We start from the raw sequence: 19,008 nt of genomic DNA on the forward strand, positions 1-19,008 counted from the left end.
ACACAAATGTACGCCTTACTATGTCAGCGTTTTCAGGGGGTATAGCTCAGTTGGGAGAGCGCTTGCATGGCATGCAAGAGGTCATCGGTTCGATCCCGTTTACCTCCACCAAATTTTAAGCCTTGAACGTAAGTTCAAGGCTTTTGCTTTTTGTGGAAACCTAAGAAAATTTTGTCGCCTAAAATCAGGCAAAATTTTTTTACATTTTTCTAGCAAACGGTTGCGTTTTGTGTATAATCCCCGCCCCGAACTACTAGCATGGTAGTGGGGCGACTATCAAAAATCCAATAGAGAGTTGAAAAATGACCACAGAAAATATGAGTACGCCAAAGCAGGCGTTTATTGGCTTACAGATGCTTTTCGTTGCATTTGGTGCCTTAGTTTTAGTGCCGTTGATTACGGGCTTAGATCCTAACGTTGCACTTCTTACTGCCGGTGTCGGTACCCTTCTTTTCCAATTAGTGACCAAGCGTCAAATTCCTGTTTTCCTCGCTTCAAGTTTTGCTTTTATCGCGCCAATCCAATTCGGTGTTGCCCAGTGGGGGATTCCCGTTACTATGGGCGCGTTAATGAGTGCAGGTTTAGTTTATTTTGCTTTATCTGCCTTAGTAAGATTCCGCGGTGTTGGCATGTTACATAAATATTTCCCACCAATTGTCATTGGCCCAGTGATTATGGTGATTGGTTTAGGTCTAGCACCTGTGGCTGTAGATATGGCAACAGGAAAATCTGCGGGCATTGACACAAATACTGCTGTGTTAGTTTCTATGATCACGCTATTAGTCACTTTATTCGTTGCAGTATTTGCTAAGGGGCTATTAAAGTTAGTACCTATTTTAGCCGGTTTAACAGTGGGCTATGTTTTATCCATCTTTATGGGCTTGGTTGATTTCTCTAAAGTTGCTGAAGCGCCTTGGTTTAGCTTGCCGAGTGTATCAGCTCCAGAATTTCAATTAGATGCCATACTTTACTTATTGCCAATCGCAATTGCACCCGCAGTAGAGCATATTGGCGATGTGATGTCGATTAGCCAAGTAACCGGTAAAGATTTTATGAAAAAGCCAGGATTACACCGTACGCTTTTAGGCGATGGTGTGGCAACGGCTGCAGCATCAATGTTAGGTGGCCCGCCAAATACGACTTATTCCGAAGTCACTGGGGCGGTAATGCTCACGAAAAACTTTAACCCGAAAATTATGACTTGGGCAGCAATTTGGGCGATTGCTTTCTCATTCTGCGGCAAAGTAGGCGCATTCTTATCCACCATTCCAACGTTCGTGATGGGCGGTATTATGATGTTGCTTTTCGGTGCGGTAGCAGTTGTAGGTATGAATACCTTAATTAAAGCCAAAGTGGATTTATCTATACCTCGTAATCTCTGTATTGCATCTGTGGTAATGACTTTCGGTATTGGTGGTATGTTAATCAATATCGGTGAGTTCTCACTTAAAGGTATCAGCCTTTGTGCATTGATTGCTATTGTATTGAACCTTGTTTTGCCTAAAGAAGAGAAAACGGAAGCTTAATTTTAATGGGACGTTAATTTATTTAACGTCCCTTTTTGTAGGATGGGCTTTAGCCCATCAATAAATACAGTTTGTTGTGATGGGCTAAAGCCCATCCTACATTTGTTTAAATCCAAAATGATGTAATACGTTGCATCCTAATGAAGGAAAAAAAATGCAAAAACTCAACATTACCCCTGCGTTATTAAACACCCCTTGTCCATGGTGCTCAGAATTAGAAAATCTGCGTGAACTATACGCTTGTGAATATACGGGGGCGGTGACAACCCGTACCTCAATGCTTGAACCTTATCCGCACGATTGGGCGAAAAATCAGTATGTGTTGTTCGATTCTAACGCTCAGAAAGCTGCGAGTGTTAATACTCAAGATGCAACTATTGAACAAACCGCTAGTTTAAATACCATTGGTTTAAGCCCAAATAATTTAGCCAAAACAATTAGTTGGGTGCGTACAATCTCTGATGAATTGTCCGCTCCCTCAAACAAACCGTTTATTATTTCTGTGTTTGGTTCGCCAGAAGAAGTGGGCGAATGTTATGAGCAGATCGTCGCATTACAAAGCGAAGTAAAAATGCCATTAGCAATGGAAGTCAATATCTCTTGTCCAAACATTCCGGGTAAAGTTTCCCCTGCTTATGATGCGAATGAGTTAAGCCCCTATTTGAGCGCATTGCAAGCCACCTTGAAAAAACTTAACTTAGGTGAAAATGCTCTCCCAATCGGGATTAAAATTCCGCCATTTACTTACGAAAATCAATATGACGAATTGCTAAAAGGCTTGTTACAAGCGGTAGAAAATGGTGAAAATTTACCAATTGCTTTTATCACTTCAACAAATACACTAGGTTCTTCACTTGTTATGCAAAATGATAAAGCAGTGCTGAATTCAGAGCTTGGTACAGGCATTGGCGGTATGGCAGGAACAGCTATTCACGCTCTTTCACTCGGCAATGTGTACACGATTCGTCAAATGTTAGATAAGCAGCCAAAATTACAACATCTACAAATTATTGGTGTTGGTGGCGTGAATGATAAGACAGGCTTTGAGCGTATGAAATCGGTTGGGGCTGATTTCGTAGGTCTCGCCACGGCACTTGGCGTTAAAGGTATTAAAGTGTTTGAAGAAATTTCTGCATAAAAAAGTCGGGACAATAGTCCCGATTTTTTTATTCTGCTGTATTCAAACGCTGTTTTGCCATATTGATACTTTTAATTAGCTCTCGGCGATCAATTGCTTGATTTTCGCTATTGAGCACCTGTTCCCATTGTTCAATGGCTTGCTTAAAATCATTACGTAAAAATGCATCGGTTGCTAAAAGTAAACGACTGGCACTTTCATTGGCATCTTTTGCTAAGGCTTTATCAATTAAAGCACTGACTTCGGGAGTAATTTGGTGTTTATGACGATAGTATTCCACCGTTGCTTTTCCACCTAAAATGGCAGCTGTCTGCCCTAGCACCTTCTCTGCATTGTGATAACAGATTAATGCACTCTCAAAATCATTATCTAGTGCGTAGGCTTGGGCAAGTTCAAACCATAAATCGCCATCATTAGGATTTTCTCGAAGTTTATTTTGCAGATTGAGAATATAACGCTCGTTACGAGTGGTACTATCGCTTTCACTCTGTTGTTGCTGAAACTCGCTAAAGGCTTGGCTACCAGCATTAACTGTTTGTAAACGATTTGTTTGCCAATAAAACACTATACAACCAGCCAATACTAAGGCTAATAGCCCAATCCCTTTTTTGGTAAGCGGTGCATTTTGTGTATTTTTTTGCAAAATATGGCTTTGTTCAAAAGCATTACGCTCATTGGTTTCTTGCAAAAATTCGGCTTTTTCATCTTTGGCAAAATTATCGGCAAAACGCACAGCTTGATGGTAATGAGCTTGATTTAATGCCTCTCTTTCACTCATTTTTTCTTCCTTGCTCGCCATAAAACCGCTCCTAATAATAGACTGAATAAGCCAAATGGGACTCCCCATAGTACCCAAGTTTGAGCATTTACAGGTGGTTTATAATTGACAAAATGCCCAAAACGATTCGTCATTATTTGGATAATTTCTTGGTTGCTTTTACCTTTCTCAACCATTTCATAGACTTCTAAACGCAGCTGAAAAGCTTGTGTTGCATTTGATTCAATCAAGTTCTGGTTTTGACACTGCGGGCAACGTAATGATTTTGCTAATGCTACCGCTCGCACACGGTTTTCAGCATGGCTAAATTCAAAGGTATCAACCATTTCTGCTTGAGCAATACCACAAATAAAAGCAAATAATGCTAACCATTTTTTCATGCTATTCTTCTCTTAATGCTTGCAAACGAGGTAAAAAATCCTGTGCCAAATTCGGATTATAACCTTTTTGCTGATAGCGAATAACACCGTTTTTATCAACCAAATAGCTCATCGGTGCCGAATTCACCGCAAGCGTTTGGATTAAAAATGCACGTTCATAATCATCAATAATCAGCTCAAATGGGTTACCCCAGCGAGCCAGAGCTTGACGAGCATCAGAGGGGCGATCGGCATAAGTCAGCCCAACCACTTTCACGCCTTGAGCTTGCATCTCCTGTAAAATCGGAAACTCTTTAATACACCAAGTACACCAACTCGCCCACACATTTAAAATAAACGGCTCTTTAGGCAAGCTCTCTTTGCTTAGGCTTGCGTGGCTATCAAGTAAATGTGGCAAACGAAATTCAGGAAACGGTTTACCCCGCCAATCTTCACTGGGTGAAATAGAGTCAGGATCTTTGAGTTGGTAAACCAAAAAAAAGACCACCGCTAGAAGTAAAACGAGCGGTAAGAATAGGAGTGATTTTTTCATATTCGAAATGATGTTGTTAGGAAAGCACTTACCTCGGTGAATAAGAATATCACTAAAATTGACTTTTTTCACTCGTAAAAAGTATTGTGTATGCTGAATATTTAGTAAGAGAAGCATGCAACAATTTGAAATATAGATAGCCGTATTAGAACCAATTATTTTCCAAATATTTAACTTTTTATTTCAGCTGTTATGCTAGAATTTGCAAAATTTTATCATTTTCTTACCGCTTGGAGGGGATATGGACTGGTTTATTTTAGCACTTCGTAACACATTGAATTTTAAAGATCGGGCAAGACGCAGAGAATATGGCTGGTTTTTAATTGGGAATTTTGTTATTAACTTCTTTTTGGGTTTTATTGAAGCTGGGAGTGATAGGTTAGGATTAGATGGTTTTTCTCTTTTTGTAGGTGTTGTGAGTCTGATTGTTGCTATTCCCTTATTTGTTGCTTCGGTTAGTGTCACTGCTCGTCGTTTACACGACTTAGGCTATTCAGGCTGGTGGCAACTGGGTGTGCTTGGTATTTTGTTGCTCGTTTTATTAATGCTTTTTGCTCTGATTGATTTTATGCCAAAGAGTGCCATTATTACTGGTATTCTGCTTTGTGTTGCGGCTTATTTTATCTTTGGTCTATGGCTACTTTTCAAAGATGGGCAACGTTTTACCAATAGATATGGTCTCGATCCTAAAGCAGAGACTGTTCCCCATGCGGAAATAGTGAGTGATGAAAAACAGAATGAAAATAAACTGGTGAAGTTTTAGTAAGTTAAACGGCACGCAAAACGTGCCGTTTTTGTGAGATACTCACGATAATTTGGCCTTTCTTTTCGTTAATCCAACAACTGCCATTACTGCGGCAATCACCATCATCATTCCCCCGAGCCAAAGTAAGCGCACATAGGGTTTGTAATGCAAGCGAAATGCGTATTCTTTGATGCCAAGTTTATCGCCCATGACGATGTAAATATCATCAACGCCGTGATGGTATAAGCCTACTTCAGCCATCGTCATTGTGCGGACATCATAATAACGGCGTTCAGGTTTCACACTCGCAAGCAGGTGATTTTCGCTATTTAGAATATCAAAAGTGGCAACTTCAGCAGTATAATTTTGCCCAATTTCGTTATCAAAATGGCGGTAATGGAACTTAACCCCCGCTAATTCTGCGTGGTCGTTTGGCTTCATTCTCACTCCCATTTCATCGCCATAAAAGCTATTCATCATCGCGCCAATGACGCATATCGCAAAGCCGGTATGAGCCAATCGCATTGCAAGCGGTCGAATTTGCCACATAAAATGCAAATAAGGCAGATGGGTTAAAATTAACCAAATCGCAAGGCTTACAAAAACCAAAGGGATTATTTCAATTTGATGAACGTGTGTTTTTTGAATGGTTTGCCAAATCATTCCCGTTGAAAGAGCAACAGCCATAGGTAAGGCGAGCAATTTCCATTTGAAGGTGGTTTTTTCAATACTTTTCCAACGCAGTAGTACGGCAAAAACCATAATAAGCATAAGTAATAGGACTAGCGGGGTGAATACCGTATTGAAATAAGGGGCACCAACGGAAATTGCTCCCCAACCCATTGCGGTGAAAATCATAGGATAGAATGTGCCTAATACGACTACCACTGTTGCTAACACAAATAAACCGTTAATCAGCAAAAAGGCGGTTTCTTTAGAAAGTAAGCGGAAACGCACATCACCTTGCCAAAAATTCGCGCGGAAAGCGAAGAGTGAAAGAGCGATAAAACTTAAGGTAAAAAAGAGAGCGAGTAGGGCAATGCCACGATCAGCATCCACGGCAAAGGCGTGCACAGATGTCAGCACTCCCGAACGCACAATGAAAGTACCGAGTAAGCTTAAGGCGAATGCGAAAATTGCCAATAAGATAGTCCAATAGCTGAAAATCCCTCGTTGTTCGCTGACAATGAGGCTATGAATTAATGCTGTACCGAGTAACCATGGCATTAATGAAGCATTTTCAACGGGATCCCAGAACCACCAGCCACCCCAGCCAAGTTCATAGTATGCCCACCATGCGCCCAGCATTATACCCGCGGTTAAGAATCCCCATGCAATCATTGTCCATGGGCGAATCCAGCGCGCAATGGCATAATCAAACACGCCGCCAAGTAAAGTGGCGACACTCATCGCAAAGCTCACTGCAAAGCCAACATAGCCAAGATAGAGTAGTGGAGGGTGGAAAATTAAGCCAATATCTTGCAGCATCGGGTTGAGATCTCGCCCTTCGGGCGGCTGCGGATAGAGGCGTTCGAAAGGGCTAGAAACCCATGCAATAAATAGTGCAAAACCGAAGATGATCAGCGCAAGTACGGCTAAGGTACGGTGAGCAAACAAGCGGTCGATTTGACGAGAAAAAATGCAAAAAATCCCTGTCCACAGGCAAAGTGCGGTGAGCCAAAATAGCATTGAACCTTCATGTCCCCCCCAAGTTGCCGCAAATTTAAAAAAGGTGGGTAACTGACTATTAGAATGGGCTGCTACATAGCTTAGGCTAAAATCGTCTTGTAGAAAGCCGTAGGCTAGGGCAATGAAGGAAAAAATCCCTAAACCGGCTTGCAGCAAACTCAGTAAAGGATTTAAGGCAAGGTAATCAGGACGTTGGCGAATTTCGCCCCATAACGAAAGCAGGACTTGTAATCCTGAAACCCCCACTAAACAGATCAAACAAAAATAGCCTAATTCGGCAAACATAGCTGTTCTCTTATTTTGCAAAAAACTTAGTTATTGTAACCGCTTGTTATTCCATAAAAAAGGGCGATGGTTCGCCCTTTTGATCTGGTTCGATTTATGCCGTTTTGTTCTCCCCAGCATCTGGGTTTTGCTCAATTTCAGGCTCTTTAATTTCAACTTTTTCGCCCAAGCCTTCTAGCATTTCAGCTGTTTTTTCATCAAGCGCAACGGCAATGCTATCGTCTTGTGGTTTTAGATATGGCTCAATTGCCCAGTATTTGCGGATAGTTTCATCAGTCATACCGTGTAATACTTCCTCATTAATACGTTCTTGGTCTAGGCGACGAACATAGTTGATTACATCTTGAGATTCTGTTTCTGTTGCCCCCAATTTTTCCATTACAGCACGCCCAAGTACTAATGCAGATTCAAAGGTTTCACGTACTTGGAAATCAATGTGTTGTTTTAATAATTTAACTGCTGAACGGCGATCGTAGGTACGAGCAAAGACAGGGACAAGCGGAAATTCATCTTTAATCAGCTCGACAATATGCTCTGAACGTTCAGAGCTGGCTACACCTACGATCACGGCTTTGGCATTTTCTAAGCCACTGGCACGTAATACATCGATACGAGATCCATCACCATAATATACTTTAAAGCCAAATTTAGCGGCGATACGTACTTTTTCGACATCAGCATCAATAACTGAAACACTTACGCCGCGTGCAAGTAATGCTTGGCAGACGATTTGGTTAAAGCGACCAAAACCAATCACAAGTACACTGCCTTCTAGATTTTTTGCTATTTCAACGCCATCCAAATTAGGTTCGTTTGGCGTATTTGCTTTTCTGCGATTCGCTAATTTTTGCATAGCAAGTAAAATCAATGGTGACAGGAGCATAGAGACAATGACTGCGGCGGTAAATGTAGCTTGGCTATCAGCGGAAAGCACGCCTGCGGCAGCGGCAGCAGAAAAGAGTACAAAGGCAAATTCCCCGCCATGCGACATGATTGCCATGCGAGCAATGGCTTCTGCTTTTCGTAAGCGGGTGAGTAGCGCGACAATAAATACAGATAGCGCTTTCCCCATGACATATAAGCCAACAATGCTAAATAGCCAGAGCCAATTATTTGCTACCAGCATTAAATCAAGAGACATGCCCACGCCCATAAAGAAGAGGCCAAGCAAGAGTCCTTTAAATGGTTCAATATCGGCTTCAAGTTGGTGGCGGAATGAAGATTCGGAGAGCATTACCCCTGCTACGAAAGCGCCCATTGCCATAGATAAGCCACTAAGTTCCATCAATAATGCAGAGCCTAAGACGACAAGCAGAGCGGCAGCGGTCATCATTTCTCGGATATGAGCTTTAGAGATAATTCTGAACATTGGGTTCATGAGCCATTTCCCTAGGGCAACTAGAATTAACACGCCAAGTAAGCCTGCGCCTATAGCTGTCCAGTTAGTGCCATTGTCTATATGGGTTTGCTCAGGGGCTAAAAAAGCGATAGAGGCGAGTAGGGGGACAATCGCTAAATCTTCAAAAATTAAGGTGGCGACAATACGTTGTCCTTTTGGCGTGGTACTAATGCCTTTTTCTTCTAATACTTGCATGACGATGGCGGTTGAAGACAATGTAAACCCCATGCCTGCAATAAATGCAGTTTCTTTAGTAAGACCTAAGATAAAAATCCCTGCAGAAGTTAATAACGCACCACATAACGCGACTTGTAGTAAGCCTCGTCCAAAAATGGCTTTTCGCATACTCCATAAACGTTCAGGGTGCATTTCGAGCCCGATAATAAATAAGAACATGACAACCCCAAGTTCTGCCATATGCACAATAGATTCGGGGTCTTCAAATAAGCCTATGCCTGAAGGGCCAATTAATGCTCCTGCAACGAGGTAACCTAATACGCTTCCTAAGCCCAGACGTTTAAATAGTGGGACAACTGTGATACTTGCTATCAATAACACCACAACTTTAATTAATTCTGGGTTCTCGATGGTCATATTTTTTCCTTTATTTTGTAGGGCGTGTTGATGTTTCAAATGGAGTAGCGGCTTCGGCAAATTTTTGCCGTAACAAGGCAAAAAATGTGAAGTCTAGTGGGCTAAACAAACATTTTTTAACGCAGTGACGGCAAAAATCCGCCAAGCCCCGCAGGGTTGTGCTTAAAAATGATACACTCAGCGTCAGAAAATTTGTAAAGGGGGACACCATTCACTACATTTTCTTCCTTGATTGTGTCATTTTTAAGCGACAACGCTACTTCATTTGAAACATCAACACGCCCTAGTGTTGGTTTGCTCTTTTAAAAAATCACGGTGCTGTTTACTTTGAAATGGCACAATGAAAAGCTGCCTGTCTTGATGTAGAAGTTGATAAAATTGTGGGAAATTAAAGCTCCCAAAGGCATTTTGCTCTTTATTTTTTAATCCTTCTGCATAAAGGCGGCTAACTGTTTTTATTTTATCTTCTTTTTTTCCTTGGCAATAGTAGTAGCATTCGACTTTATTGTCTTTATCTAATACATAAACATTAAAGGTCGCATTGTCATTATCTTCAAAAAAGAATTGTAAAAAACCTTCACTAGCAAAAGTATAGATTTCTTGTGGAATGATATTGTTTGTTTTATCAATAGGATCTTCAATAATTTCCGTTAATGTTTGTTGCTGATTAAAAACTAGCTGCCATTCTTTCCCTGCCATTCGAACCACTGCCGGTTGATAGCGTTGAAAAATAGTGCCTGTTTTCACAGTAATACAACGATTGACCAAATTAAAAACGAATTGTTGTAATTCATCATTAAGTCTTTCACTATAAGAAAAGACTTTTACTGATTGCGGAGGCGCAGAGCTTAAATAAATTTTATTTGAGATTAATTTTAAGGCTTTTAATAATGCATTAGTATTTTCAAAGTGACGTGTAATGATTTCATTCCACATATTGCGATAGATAATACTAATACTACCAATTACCCCTTCTTTTGATGAACTTAAATTAAAGAGATCCAGCTGTTCAATATCTGCATTAGTAACGGTATTGATATGTTTAGTTGGATCACGGGTTAAGTTTATTGCAACCACTAAATTACGAATTTCATTTGGATGATCTAGTGCATGTCGGCACAATTTAGGCGCTTTTAATGGGAAAGAGAGGCGCAAGTCATTAATAAAACGGCATAATTTGGGTAATTCAACACCTTGATTAACCAAATGAATTTGGCTTGTTGAAGTAATTAAGCCGTTAAAATATGCCCAAGCAACAGACATAATGAGATTTGGCTGATAAAGTACATAACGTTTAGTTGAATCATATTCAGCAAAAGGGGCATGGTTAAGCATGTACCAACCCGCTTTAACAGAGCTGCCTTCCCCAACATTAATGAAGGTTATATTTTCTTCGGAAAGATTACTGATCGCTTTTTCATTAATTAATTCTACTTTTCCCTGTGCATGTTCGAAAGCAGAGTAGAGCTGGCGCATTAAAAAATCAGCATCTTGTGGCATGATATTTGGATCGATCTGAAATTTGCGCGCGAATTGTAATAAATTGCGATAGCTCAATAGCAATTGTTCGACGATTTTTTTCTGTTGTGCGGCAACCTGTTTGACTTTCCAATGACGACGATTATTCAGGATATGTACTTCTTTATCGCTCCAATGCCATTCATTGACTAATTGCTTTAATGCTTTTTGGCGACAAGGATCTGTTTGCCCTTCATTTGCTTTAATATAAAAGCAGTGGCGTAAAAAAGATAAACGTCCAAATGCATTTTGTCGTGAGAGATAAATAGTGACTTGCTCTAACATTGCCTGATAAGGATCGAAGTGATAACAGATCCCTGTAGGAGAAAGCAGTAATTTTTTAAATCTTTTGGAAATTAAATCTGTTTCTGGATAAGTTTGCGCATAGCTTTCTAATAATAAAATTTTTATAACAGATTTATATGGACTGCGAATACCTTTATATAGCTGCCATAAACTTGCACCAAAAAATTCACCGATAGAGAGCGCAGAAAAGTCGCCAAAATCGATCCAATCTTTTGCATTTAATTCTCTATTTTCAACCGCTTGCTCAACTAAGGTTTGATAATTTAAGCCTTGTTTTTCAATATGTAGCCATAAAATACGTTTTCCCGCTAAGCGAATAGCAGAGCGATAGAACTCATCAAGCAGAAAAAAATGTTGAGCGGAGCCATTATGCTCATCGCCAATATCATTATGGTAGGTTTTGCTCTTAAACTGTTGAGGGTTCATTAGGAAAAAATTGACCTCAACACCTAATGTTGCCGCCCATTGCTTAATAAGATCTAATTTACATTGTAGAAGAAATTGTTCTTGTGCAGAAAAGGTTTTGGAATGGCATAACCAGAGATCTAAATCAGAAAAACAGGTTTGCGTAATAGAACCTATGCTGCCCATGACATATAGCCCATCAAATGCGGCAGAAGAAGAGAAAAAAGAATGATCGGAGATAACTTTAGAAAACTCGGCGCTACCAAGAATTCTTAACAAATATTCTTGTTGAATGGTAGTGAGAGTGAAATGAGAAATACCTTTTGGGCTATTTTCTACATAGGCAGGTAATAGCGGATGGTTATATTGAAGTAACAAAGGCAATAAACAGAAAACCTGTTTAAAAGATTCATCGCTATTTTTTAAAATATTATATATGCGATGATTTTCTAGTGCATCAATTCGCTTTTTTGCCCATTCAAGTCGCTGTGAAAACTGTGAATAATCAACATTAGGCGGTAGCGGTTCTAATGTCAGCTCTCTCATCTGATTTTTCTCGGTATTGGAAAGGTCGTCAATTTATCACCTAAATCCGTGATGAGCAACACTAAAAGGTGTTTAGCCTTAGAGATGGAATAGGAGAATTGTCTATTTGGTTTTTGATATACAAATATATTTTGCTCTTTAGAGACACTTTTACACTCATGAAAGCAGACGCCAACACAGATGTTGGCGTCATTTTAAGGTTTCAAGCCATCTTAGCTAGTGATGAGCATTATCTATTTTGAGCTCAGCTAATTTGGGTCTTGAATGAACGATTTGTAAGCATTTTAGTTTATTGATGTTCTTCCCAAGCGAGAGCACGTTGTACCGCTTTTTTCCAACCAGTGTAACGACGAGTACGTTTTTCCTCATTGTTATCCGGTTGGAAAGTGCGTTCAATTTCTGCCTTGCCACGCAATTCTTCTAAATTCCCCCAAAAACCTGTTGCTAAACCTGCTAGATACGCTGCTCCGAGTGCAGTGACTTCACCAATTACTGGGCGTTCAACAGGTGTATTAAGGATATCTGCTTGGAATTGCATTAAGAAGTTATTCGAAATTGCACCGCCATCAACACGCAATGCGGCCAATTTTTCACCGCTGTCTGACTGCATAGCATCAAGCACTTCACGAGTTTGGTAAGCAATGCTTTCAAGAGTTGCTCGCACTATATGATTGCGGTTTGAACCTCGCGAAAGTCCAACAATTGCCCCGCGTGCATATGGATCCCAATACGGTGCACCTAAACCAGTGAATGCTGGCACAACATAAACTCCATTTGTTGAATCTACTTTAGTTGCAAAATACTCAGAATCTTTGGCATCGTGAATAATTTTTAGCTCATCACGCAACCATTGAATAGAAGCTCCTCCCATAAAGATAGAGCCTTCTAGCGCATAGCATGGCTCACCTTTAGCATTACAGGCAATGGTTGTAAGTAAACCGTTTTGTGATTTAACTGCACGATCGCCCGTGTTCATCAACATAAAACAACCTGTACCATAAGTATTTTTTGCTTGCCCTGCTTCTACGCAGAGATGTCCATAGAGCGCGGCTTGCTGGTCGCCGGCAATACCTGCTACAGGAATGCGAACGCCGCCCTTGCCACCAATATTCGTTTCGCCATAAATCTCGGACGAGTTACGTACTTCCGGTAACATAGCACGTGGAATATTGAGGATTTCTAATAATTTATCATCCCACTGTTTAGTGTGAATGTTGAACAGCATGGTGCGAGAAGCATTAGTATAATCGGTAACGTGAACACGTCCTTGGGTAAGTTTCCAAACTAACCAAGTATCTACAGTGCCAAATAGTAATTCCCCTTTTTCCGCTTTTTCTCTTGCTCCTTCAACATTGTCTAAGATCCATTTTACTTTTGTACCGGAGAAATAGGGATCCACCACAAGTCCTGTATTTTCACGAATGTAACTTTCAAAGCCATCTGCTTTTAATTTATCGCAAATATCGGCAGTTCGGCGGCATTGCCAAACAATGGCATTGTAAACGGGTTTACCTGTCTCTTTTTCCCAAACGATGGTGGTTTCGCGTTGGTTAGTAATACCAATAGCCGCGATTTTATCGGAACTAATACCGGCTTTTGCAACAACTTCGTTTAATGTTGAGCTTTGGCTTGCCCAGATTTCCATTGGATTATGTTCTACCCAGCCTGCTTGCGGGTAAATTTGAGTAAATTCGCGCTGTGCAACTTCAACGATGTTCGCGTTTTTATCGAGCAATACAGCACGAGAGCTGGTCGTACCTTGATCTAATGCAATGATATATTCTTTAGTCATCGTTTACTCCTTAGTAGGAAGGTTTTTATGGATTAAGTTTTTATAGCCCCATGCTCCGATTAATGCTCCGCAGATTGGGCCGAAGATTGGTACAAGGAAGTAAGGGATATCACGTCCGCCTGTGAGCGCAATTTCGCCCCAGCCAGCAAGAAATGCAAAGAGTTTTGGACCGAAATCACGGGCTGGGTTCATGGCAAAGCCTGTTAATGGGCCTGTTGCACCACCTAATACGGCAATCAGCAAACCAATTAATAACGGAGCCATTGCTTTATTTGGCATACCGTTTTTGTCATCACCAATTGCTAAGATGGTGGACATTAATACCGCTGTAATCACCAACTCAACAAAAAATGCGAGCGCAATGCTAATGTTTGGGTGTGGGTAAGTAGAGAAAACACCAGCAAAGCCAACAGTTTCGCCTCGAACAATGCCTTGCGCAGCTTCTGCAGCAGCAAAGAGATCGCTGTACATCACATAGATTAATGCAACGGCGCAGAATGCTCCGGCAATTTGTGCGATGATATAGGGCACGACACGGCGTTTATCAAAGTCATAAAATGCGGCTAATGCAAGGGTAACTGCTGGATTCAGATGCGCTCCAGATGCCCCCGCAGACATATAAATTGCCATTGAAACCCCTATACCCCAGATGATTGCAATTTCCCACAAACCAAGATTTGCCCCAGCAAGTTGTGCGGCTGCAACACAACCTGCTCCAAAGAACAAAATGAAGGCTGTGCCGATAAATTCGCCTATACAGGCATTGCGTAAAGATTTGTCCATAGTTCACTCCTATAGAAATGGAAGAGAGGTTAGGGCGTACAACTATTTCAAATAAGGCGTTTGGCGGCCGATTTTAAATATCAATACGCCCTAAAGTTTTGCAATTTTTTGTTGAAATTCAAGCGCTTGCGAGGTGGCACCTCCTTATTCTTAGCTAGGTATTTGTTAGGTTATTTTTTCAACGCCATAGCGAGCAAGGCCACAGGATGTAAGCAGGTGACTTGGCTAGACATATCAATTTGCCATTTACAGGTTTCACATTCTGAAATGACAAAATCGAACCCTCCGCCATTAATATGCTCAAACAGCGATTTACCAATAGCCTGCGCACTGTCGTAGTTTTCCGATTTAAAACCGTAAGTTCCGGCAATACCACAGCATTGGCTTGGCAATGTCACTACTTCTAAGTCTGGGATTTGTCGCAACAGATCGAGCGTATAAGGTGCCCAACCGGCTTTTTCTACGTGACACGCGGTGTGATACGCCACCCGCAATGGCATTGAGCGGAATGTCGGTACTCTACCTTCTGCAAATTTACGTGATAAGAATTTAGTGATAATGCTGATGTGCGGACGAATTTTCGCATTATCCATCCCTAGGATATGATGATATTCATCGCGTAAGTTCATCGTACAGCTGCTAGATGTTCCCACTACTTCTAGTGCCCGCTTATCAATAGTTTGCTCAATTTGTGCAATATTGAACGCTGCCTGTTTTTTGGCTCTTTCCGGAAAACCGTTTACAGAAAGCGGTAAGCCACAACATTTCTCTTTTTCCAGCAACACCACACCAATGTCCATCGCATTAAGCAATGTAATCAGATCTTTACCCAGCTCTGGATTGTTATAATTCACATAACAACCGTGATAATAAGCGACTTTCTCTCGGAAGAACGCTTGGCGCTCGGCTTCTTTTTTTAAATACCAGTTGCGAAATGAACCAAATGAATATTTAGGCAATGTGCGATGACGGCTAACATTTAAAGTTTTATCCAGTAAAAAACGGGTAACTTTTAAGCCAGTGATAGTATTAACAATCGGTGCAAACGGCGTATTGAGTCTGCCCATAATATCGGTATTACTCAGCACCGCATCACGCAGTTTATGCATAAGCGGTTTATTTTGTCGCTCGACAAAACGATTACGGGCACGCACGATAATATCGCCGATTTTAACATCCGATGGACAAGCAATTTCACAACGTTTGCAGTTTGTACAATATTTCAATGCCTCATCGTACATTTCTGCACTTTTTAGGCGCAGTCTTTCACCATCTGGGCCGGACTGTTTCGGGCCAGCATAGGCTGGATTAACTCGAGATACAGGACAGACGGCAGTGCAAGCGGTACATTTTATGCAACTTTCAAACGATTCATCAAAGCCATGCATAGGTAGAGGCTGATGGCTCTGTTGTTTGGCTTGTTCAATTAATTGTTGAATATTGCTCATATTATTGCCCCCCGATCTGTTGTGCCACTGTTAAGGCGGTCACTACGGCAACACCGGAACCGCAATTTTCAGCGATGCCGTTATAGCCACCAATTACACTGCCTGCTGCATAGAGATTCGGCAGAAATTCCCCATTTTTACGCACTTGGCAATGGGCATTGATAATCACTCCTGCACTTTGATACGGCTGAGTAGCGCTAAAACGATGCGCAGTCCAAGACAAGCGATCTTGTGGATTAAATTCACCTAAACCTTGAATATCTGCACCAAAAAGCGGATCGCAAATGCGATCAAATTCGGAACTCAATCCACCACTGAAAAAACTGCCAGAAGCAAGCACAAAATGGGTAGCTGATAAGCCGTGTTCAGCGTGCAAGCGGGTGAAAATCCGCAAAATTTTACCATTTTCATCGACTTCAGCCCGTTCGGCTTTATCGCCGTTAATCATCACGCCACCTGCACATTCAAATAGCTGGCGTAAGGCTTTGCGTTGGCGAATACCAAGCAGTGAAGGAGGTAAAGTTGGGAGTTCAAACAGCGTTGCTTGGCTGGCTTGTTGTAAACGTTGGAACAGCTCATCGTGATCAATACCAAAACAGGCTGGCAGGAATATCGCATCAGCGCCTTGAGCACGCTGACGAATTTCGCGCACTAATGCATCAAATGCAATTTGTTGTTCTAGACGTTGAGAAATATGTACGCTGCGGAATTCACGTCCACTTTGGCGGAGTTCGTCCAATTCTGGCAAATGTAGATAATCTGTGATGATCTCGCATTGAGCAAAAGTGGGTTGCTGTTTTAGATTATCGGCAAACAGCTCTGCTTGGTAATCGTGATAACCTTCAATACCCAAAATAGCCAACTTGCGATAGGCAAAATTTTCTGTCCAGCCTAACATTGGTGAATTTTCTGGTGAAAGCCAAGCAGGGCGTAACCCTCCGAGAGGCGTTACACGCCAATGGTTATGGGCGCTAGATCCACTCAGGGCTAACGGTTTGGCAAAATCACGTTCAAATTGCTGTGCCATCGCTAAGCTTTGCGCAAAGCCAAGCACGCGATATGGGTGATTTTCACTTAAACAAGCGGTCTGTTTTTCGTCAAATTTTGCAATTTTTGTTCCGCTTGTTTCGCCTAACAAGCCAAATGCACCAGATGAAAAATCCATTGCTGCTTGACCATTATTGACGATCACACAGCGTTTACCTTGTTGTTGTAGGCGGATGCCGCAAGTGAGTCCGGCCAATCCGCCGCCAATAATGACTACATCAAAATTCATTGTCGTCTGTCCCCTGTTGCGCTTGATTTTCAAGCGGTTTCACATCATTTAACCCTAGCAAGCTGTAATAGATCCAACTGCTAAATTCAGCTTCTCGTACGGCTTCTCCCCATGCTATTGGTTCAATTCCGCGCCAACGCTCTTCCATAAAAGAAGCTAATTGCACTGTAGATTGCCGTGGTGTAGCCGCTTTAAAACGGCTCATTAATCCAGCGGCTCGGCAGGCACAAAGCTCAGCTTGGCATGTGCCCATTCCTACGCGGGTACGGCGGCGTAAATCGATAAGGTTATTTACGCTCAGTTCTTCTACTGCATAGCGAACTTCGCCAGCAGTCACCGCTTCACATTCACAAACCAGCGATTTATCTAAACGCTCGTTTTCCAACATTTTTGGTGTGCGTGCGCCGTGGCGATAAACTGCAGAGTAGCGTAATGTATTTGGTAATGAGGTGATTTTACGATTGGTTTCGACTCTTGGTTCATCAGAGCCAGGGAGTGGACGCTCATGGGTGGTACAGCGCTCGGTTTTGCCTAATTTTTTACAAACTAAGTCAGTTGCCCATTCCGCCATTAAACGGTAGGTCATCAACTTACCTCCCGTGATGGTAATAAAGCCTTCTAAGCCATCACGTTCTTGGTGATCGAGTAATACAATACCACGACTCACATTCCGTCCAGATGGATCATCATCTGTCGCGACTAATGGGCGTACGCCTGCGTAGGCGCGTAACACCCGTGTATGGCGTAAGCTTGGGGCAAGTTTTTCCCCTTCGCGGAAGAGAATATCGACCTCTTCTGGAGTTACGACCATATTATCAATTTGATCGTAAGGGATACGATCAGAGGTTGTACCAATCACACAAATCGTGTCCCCTGGCACAAGAATATCGGCATCGGCAGGCTTACGGCAGCGGTTGATCACCATATTATTGATACGATGCCCCATGACCAGTAATGCCCCTTTGGCTGGGAACATTCGGATTTTTAAATCCGCATATTCGGCAATACCTTGTCCCCAAATTCCACCAGCATTTACCACAATCGGCGCAAAAAATTGGCGTTCTACCCGATTTTTATGATCATATGCTTTCACACCAATGACTTTACCCCCTTCACGAATTAATCCTTTTACTTCGCAATAGGTAAAGACTTTTGCCCCACGCTCGGTGGCATCCAGCATATTGGCAGCGGTTAAACGGAAAGGATCAATAGAACCATCAGGCACAACAACCGCACCAATTAGGGAAGGATTGACCGAAGGCTCCATGCGTTTTGCAAGATCAGGTTCAATAGCCACCGCTTCAATACCTGATGCATTGCAAGCATCAATAAAGGTTTTTTGATAGTTGAGATCATCTTCAGGCAACGTAATAAATAAGCCCTCAGTTTCCTCAATACAGTGAGATGCAACACGGCGTAGGATTTGGTTTTCTTTAATACATTCTTCGGCAGATTCTCTGTCATTTACTGCGTAGCGCCCACCGCTGTGTAATAGCCCGTGGTTGCGCCCTGTTGCACCCGTGGCGATATCGCGCCTTTCGAGTAGGATACAATCTATGCCACGCAACGCACAATCGCGTGCCATTCCCGCACCCGTTGCCCCACCACCGATGATAATGACATCAGTACTGATTGGCGAAAAGTCGCCCGCATTTTTATAAAGTTGAGGTGATAAGACCATACAACCTCCCACAAATGAAAGTAAAACAAATAAATTGGGTGTATTTTATGCTTAATGTTCGAATGCGCTCAATATTTTGGTTGAAAAAGAGTGTAAAAGTGTGAATGAGATCACGTTATGATTTTTTTTGAAAAATAAATTAAAAAAATAGTGTGATATGGCTCACAAAATTTCACAATAAATATGC

14 protein-coding genes and 1 tRNA gene are annotated in these 19,008 nt (G+C 41.8%); 4 read left to right on the plus strand and 11 right to left on the minus strand.

Annotated features, from left to right (window positions below; translation table 11 throughout):
• The first annotated feature begins 35 nt into the window (after positions 1–35).
• The 3 genes from F542_RS02380 to F542_RS02390 all read left to right on the plus strand — a co-directional run bounded on the left by F542_RS02380 (position 36) and on the right by F542_RS02390 (position 2,664).
• Positions 36–111, plus strand: a tRNA-Ala gene (locus F542_RS02380).
• 191 nt (positions 112–302) lie between these two features.
• A complete protein-coding gene (locus F542_RS02385; protein WP_015433180.1) occupies positions 303–1,526 on the plus strand; it encodes a uracil-xanthine permease family protein in 1,224 nt (407 codons plus the stop codon).
• A gap of 154 nt (positions 1,527–1,680) precedes the next feature.
• Positions 1,681–2,664: a dihydroorotate dehydrogenase gene (locus tag F542_RS02390; RefSeq protein ID WP_025266821.1), complete on the plus strand. Its 984-nt coding sequence runs from the start codon at positions 1,681–1,683 to the stop codon at positions 2,662–2,664.
• Positions 2,665–2,692: 28 nt separating this feature from the next.
• Here the strand turns inward: F542_RS02390 and F542_RS02395 are convergent, their stop codons facing one another.
• Genes F542_RS02395 through F542_RS02405 form a run of 3 tightly spaced genes read right to left on the minus strand, consistent with a single transcriptional unit; the run spans position 2,693 to position 4,354 of the window.
• Positions 2,693–3,463 carry a TPR domain-containing protein gene (locus F542_RS02395; protein WP_015433178.1) on the minus strand — a complete coding sequence of 257 codons (771 nt, stop codon included), beginning with the start codon at positions 3,461–3,463 and terminating at the stop codon, positions 2,693–2,695.
• Positions 3,439–3,822, minus strand: a complete 384-nt coding sequence (gene nrfF / locus F542_RS02400; protein ID WP_015433177.1) for a heme lyase NrfEFG subunit NrfF — start codon at positions 3,820–3,822, stop codon at positions 3,439–3,441. Before nrfF ends, F542_RS02395 begins: the two co-directional genes overlap by 25 nt.
• 1 nt (position 3,823) lies before the next feature.
• Positions 3,824–4,354 carry a redoxin family protein gene (locus F542_RS02405; protein ID WP_015433176.1) on the minus strand — a complete coding sequence of 177 codons (531 nt, stop codon included), beginning with the start codon at positions 4,352–4,354 and terminating at the stop codon, positions 3,824–3,826.
• 241 nt (positions 4,355–4,595) lie between these two features.
• Between F542_RS02405 and F542_RS02410 the strand changes: the two genes are divergently transcribed.
• The gene (locus F542_RS02410) at positions 4,596–5,117 is read left to right on the plus strand and encodes a DUF805 domain-containing protein (protein WP_025266823.1); all 522 of its coding nucleotides are present in this window, start codon (positions 4,596–4,598) and stop codon (positions 5,115–5,117) included.
• 42 nt (positions 5,118–5,159) lie between these two features.
• Here the strand turns inward: F542_RS02410 and F542_RS02415 are convergent, their stop codons facing one another.
• The 8 genes from F542_RS02415 to glpA form a co-directional block, all read right to left on the minus strand.
• On the minus strand, positions 5,160–7,073 hold the full coding sequence (locus F542_RS02415) for a heme lyase CcmF/NrfE family subunit (protein ID WP_015433174.1): 1,914 nt from the start codon (positions 7,071–7,073) through the stop codon (positions 5,160–5,162).
• A gap of 94 nt (positions 7,074–7,167) precedes the next feature.
• Positions 7,168–9,066 (minus strand): monovalent cation:proton antiporter-2 (CPA2) family protein, encoded by a 1,899-nt coding sequence (locus F542_RS02420; RefSeq protein WP_015433173.1) that lies wholly within the window; start codon positions 9,064–9,066, stop codon positions 7,168–7,170.
• A 273-nt stretch (positions 9,067–9,339) separates the two neighbouring features.
• On the minus strand, positions 9,340–11,841 hold the full coding sequence (locus F542_RS02425) for a class I adenylate cyclase (RefSeq protein WP_015433171.1): 2,502 nt from the start codon (positions 11,839–11,841) through the stop codon (positions 9,340–9,342).
• Positions 11,842–12,130: 289 nt separating this feature from the next.
• Positions 12,131–13,633 carry a glycerol kinase GlpK gene (gene glpK / locus F542_RS02430; protein WP_015433170.1) on the minus strand — a complete coding sequence of 501 codons (1,503 nt, stop codon included), beginning with the start codon at positions 13,631–13,633 and terminating at the stop codon, positions 12,131–12,133.
• Between the two features lie 3 nt (positions 13,634–13,636).
• Positions 13,637–14,416, minus strand: a complete 780-nt coding sequence (locus F542_RS02435; RefSeq protein WP_015433169.1) for an MIP/aquaporin family protein — start codon at positions 14,414–14,416, stop codon at positions 13,637–13,639.
• Positions 14,417–14,586: 170 nt separating this feature from the next.
• Positions 14,587–15,864: an anaerobic glycerol-3-phosphate dehydrogenase subunit GlpC gene (gene glpC / locus F542_RS02440; protein ID WP_025266824.1), complete on the minus strand. Its 1,278-nt coding sequence runs from the start codon at positions 15,862–15,864 to the stop codon at positions 14,587–14,589.
• Between the two features lies 1 nt (position 15,865).
• Positions 15,866–17,140, minus strand: a complete 1,275-nt coding sequence (gene glpB / locus F542_RS02445; RefSeq protein ID WP_015433119.1) for a glycerol-3-phosphate dehydrogenase subunit GlpB — start codon at positions 17,138–17,140, stop codon at positions 15,866–15,868.
• A complete protein-coding gene (gene glpA / locus F542_RS02450; protein ID WP_015433118.1) occupies positions 17,130–18,821 on the minus strand; it encodes an anaerobic glycerol-3-phosphate dehydrogenase subunit A in 1,692 nt (563 codons plus the stop codon). Before glpA ends, glpB begins: the two co-directional genes overlap by 11 nt.
• Positions 18,822–19,008: the final 187 nt, after the last annotated feature.

It is taken from the genome of Bibersteinia trehalosi USDA-ARS-USMARC-188 (assembly GCF_000521725.1).
Classification (GTDB): Bacteria; Pseudomonadota; Gammaproteobacteria; order Enterobacterales; family Pasteurellaceae; genus Bibersteinia; species Bibersteinia trehalosi.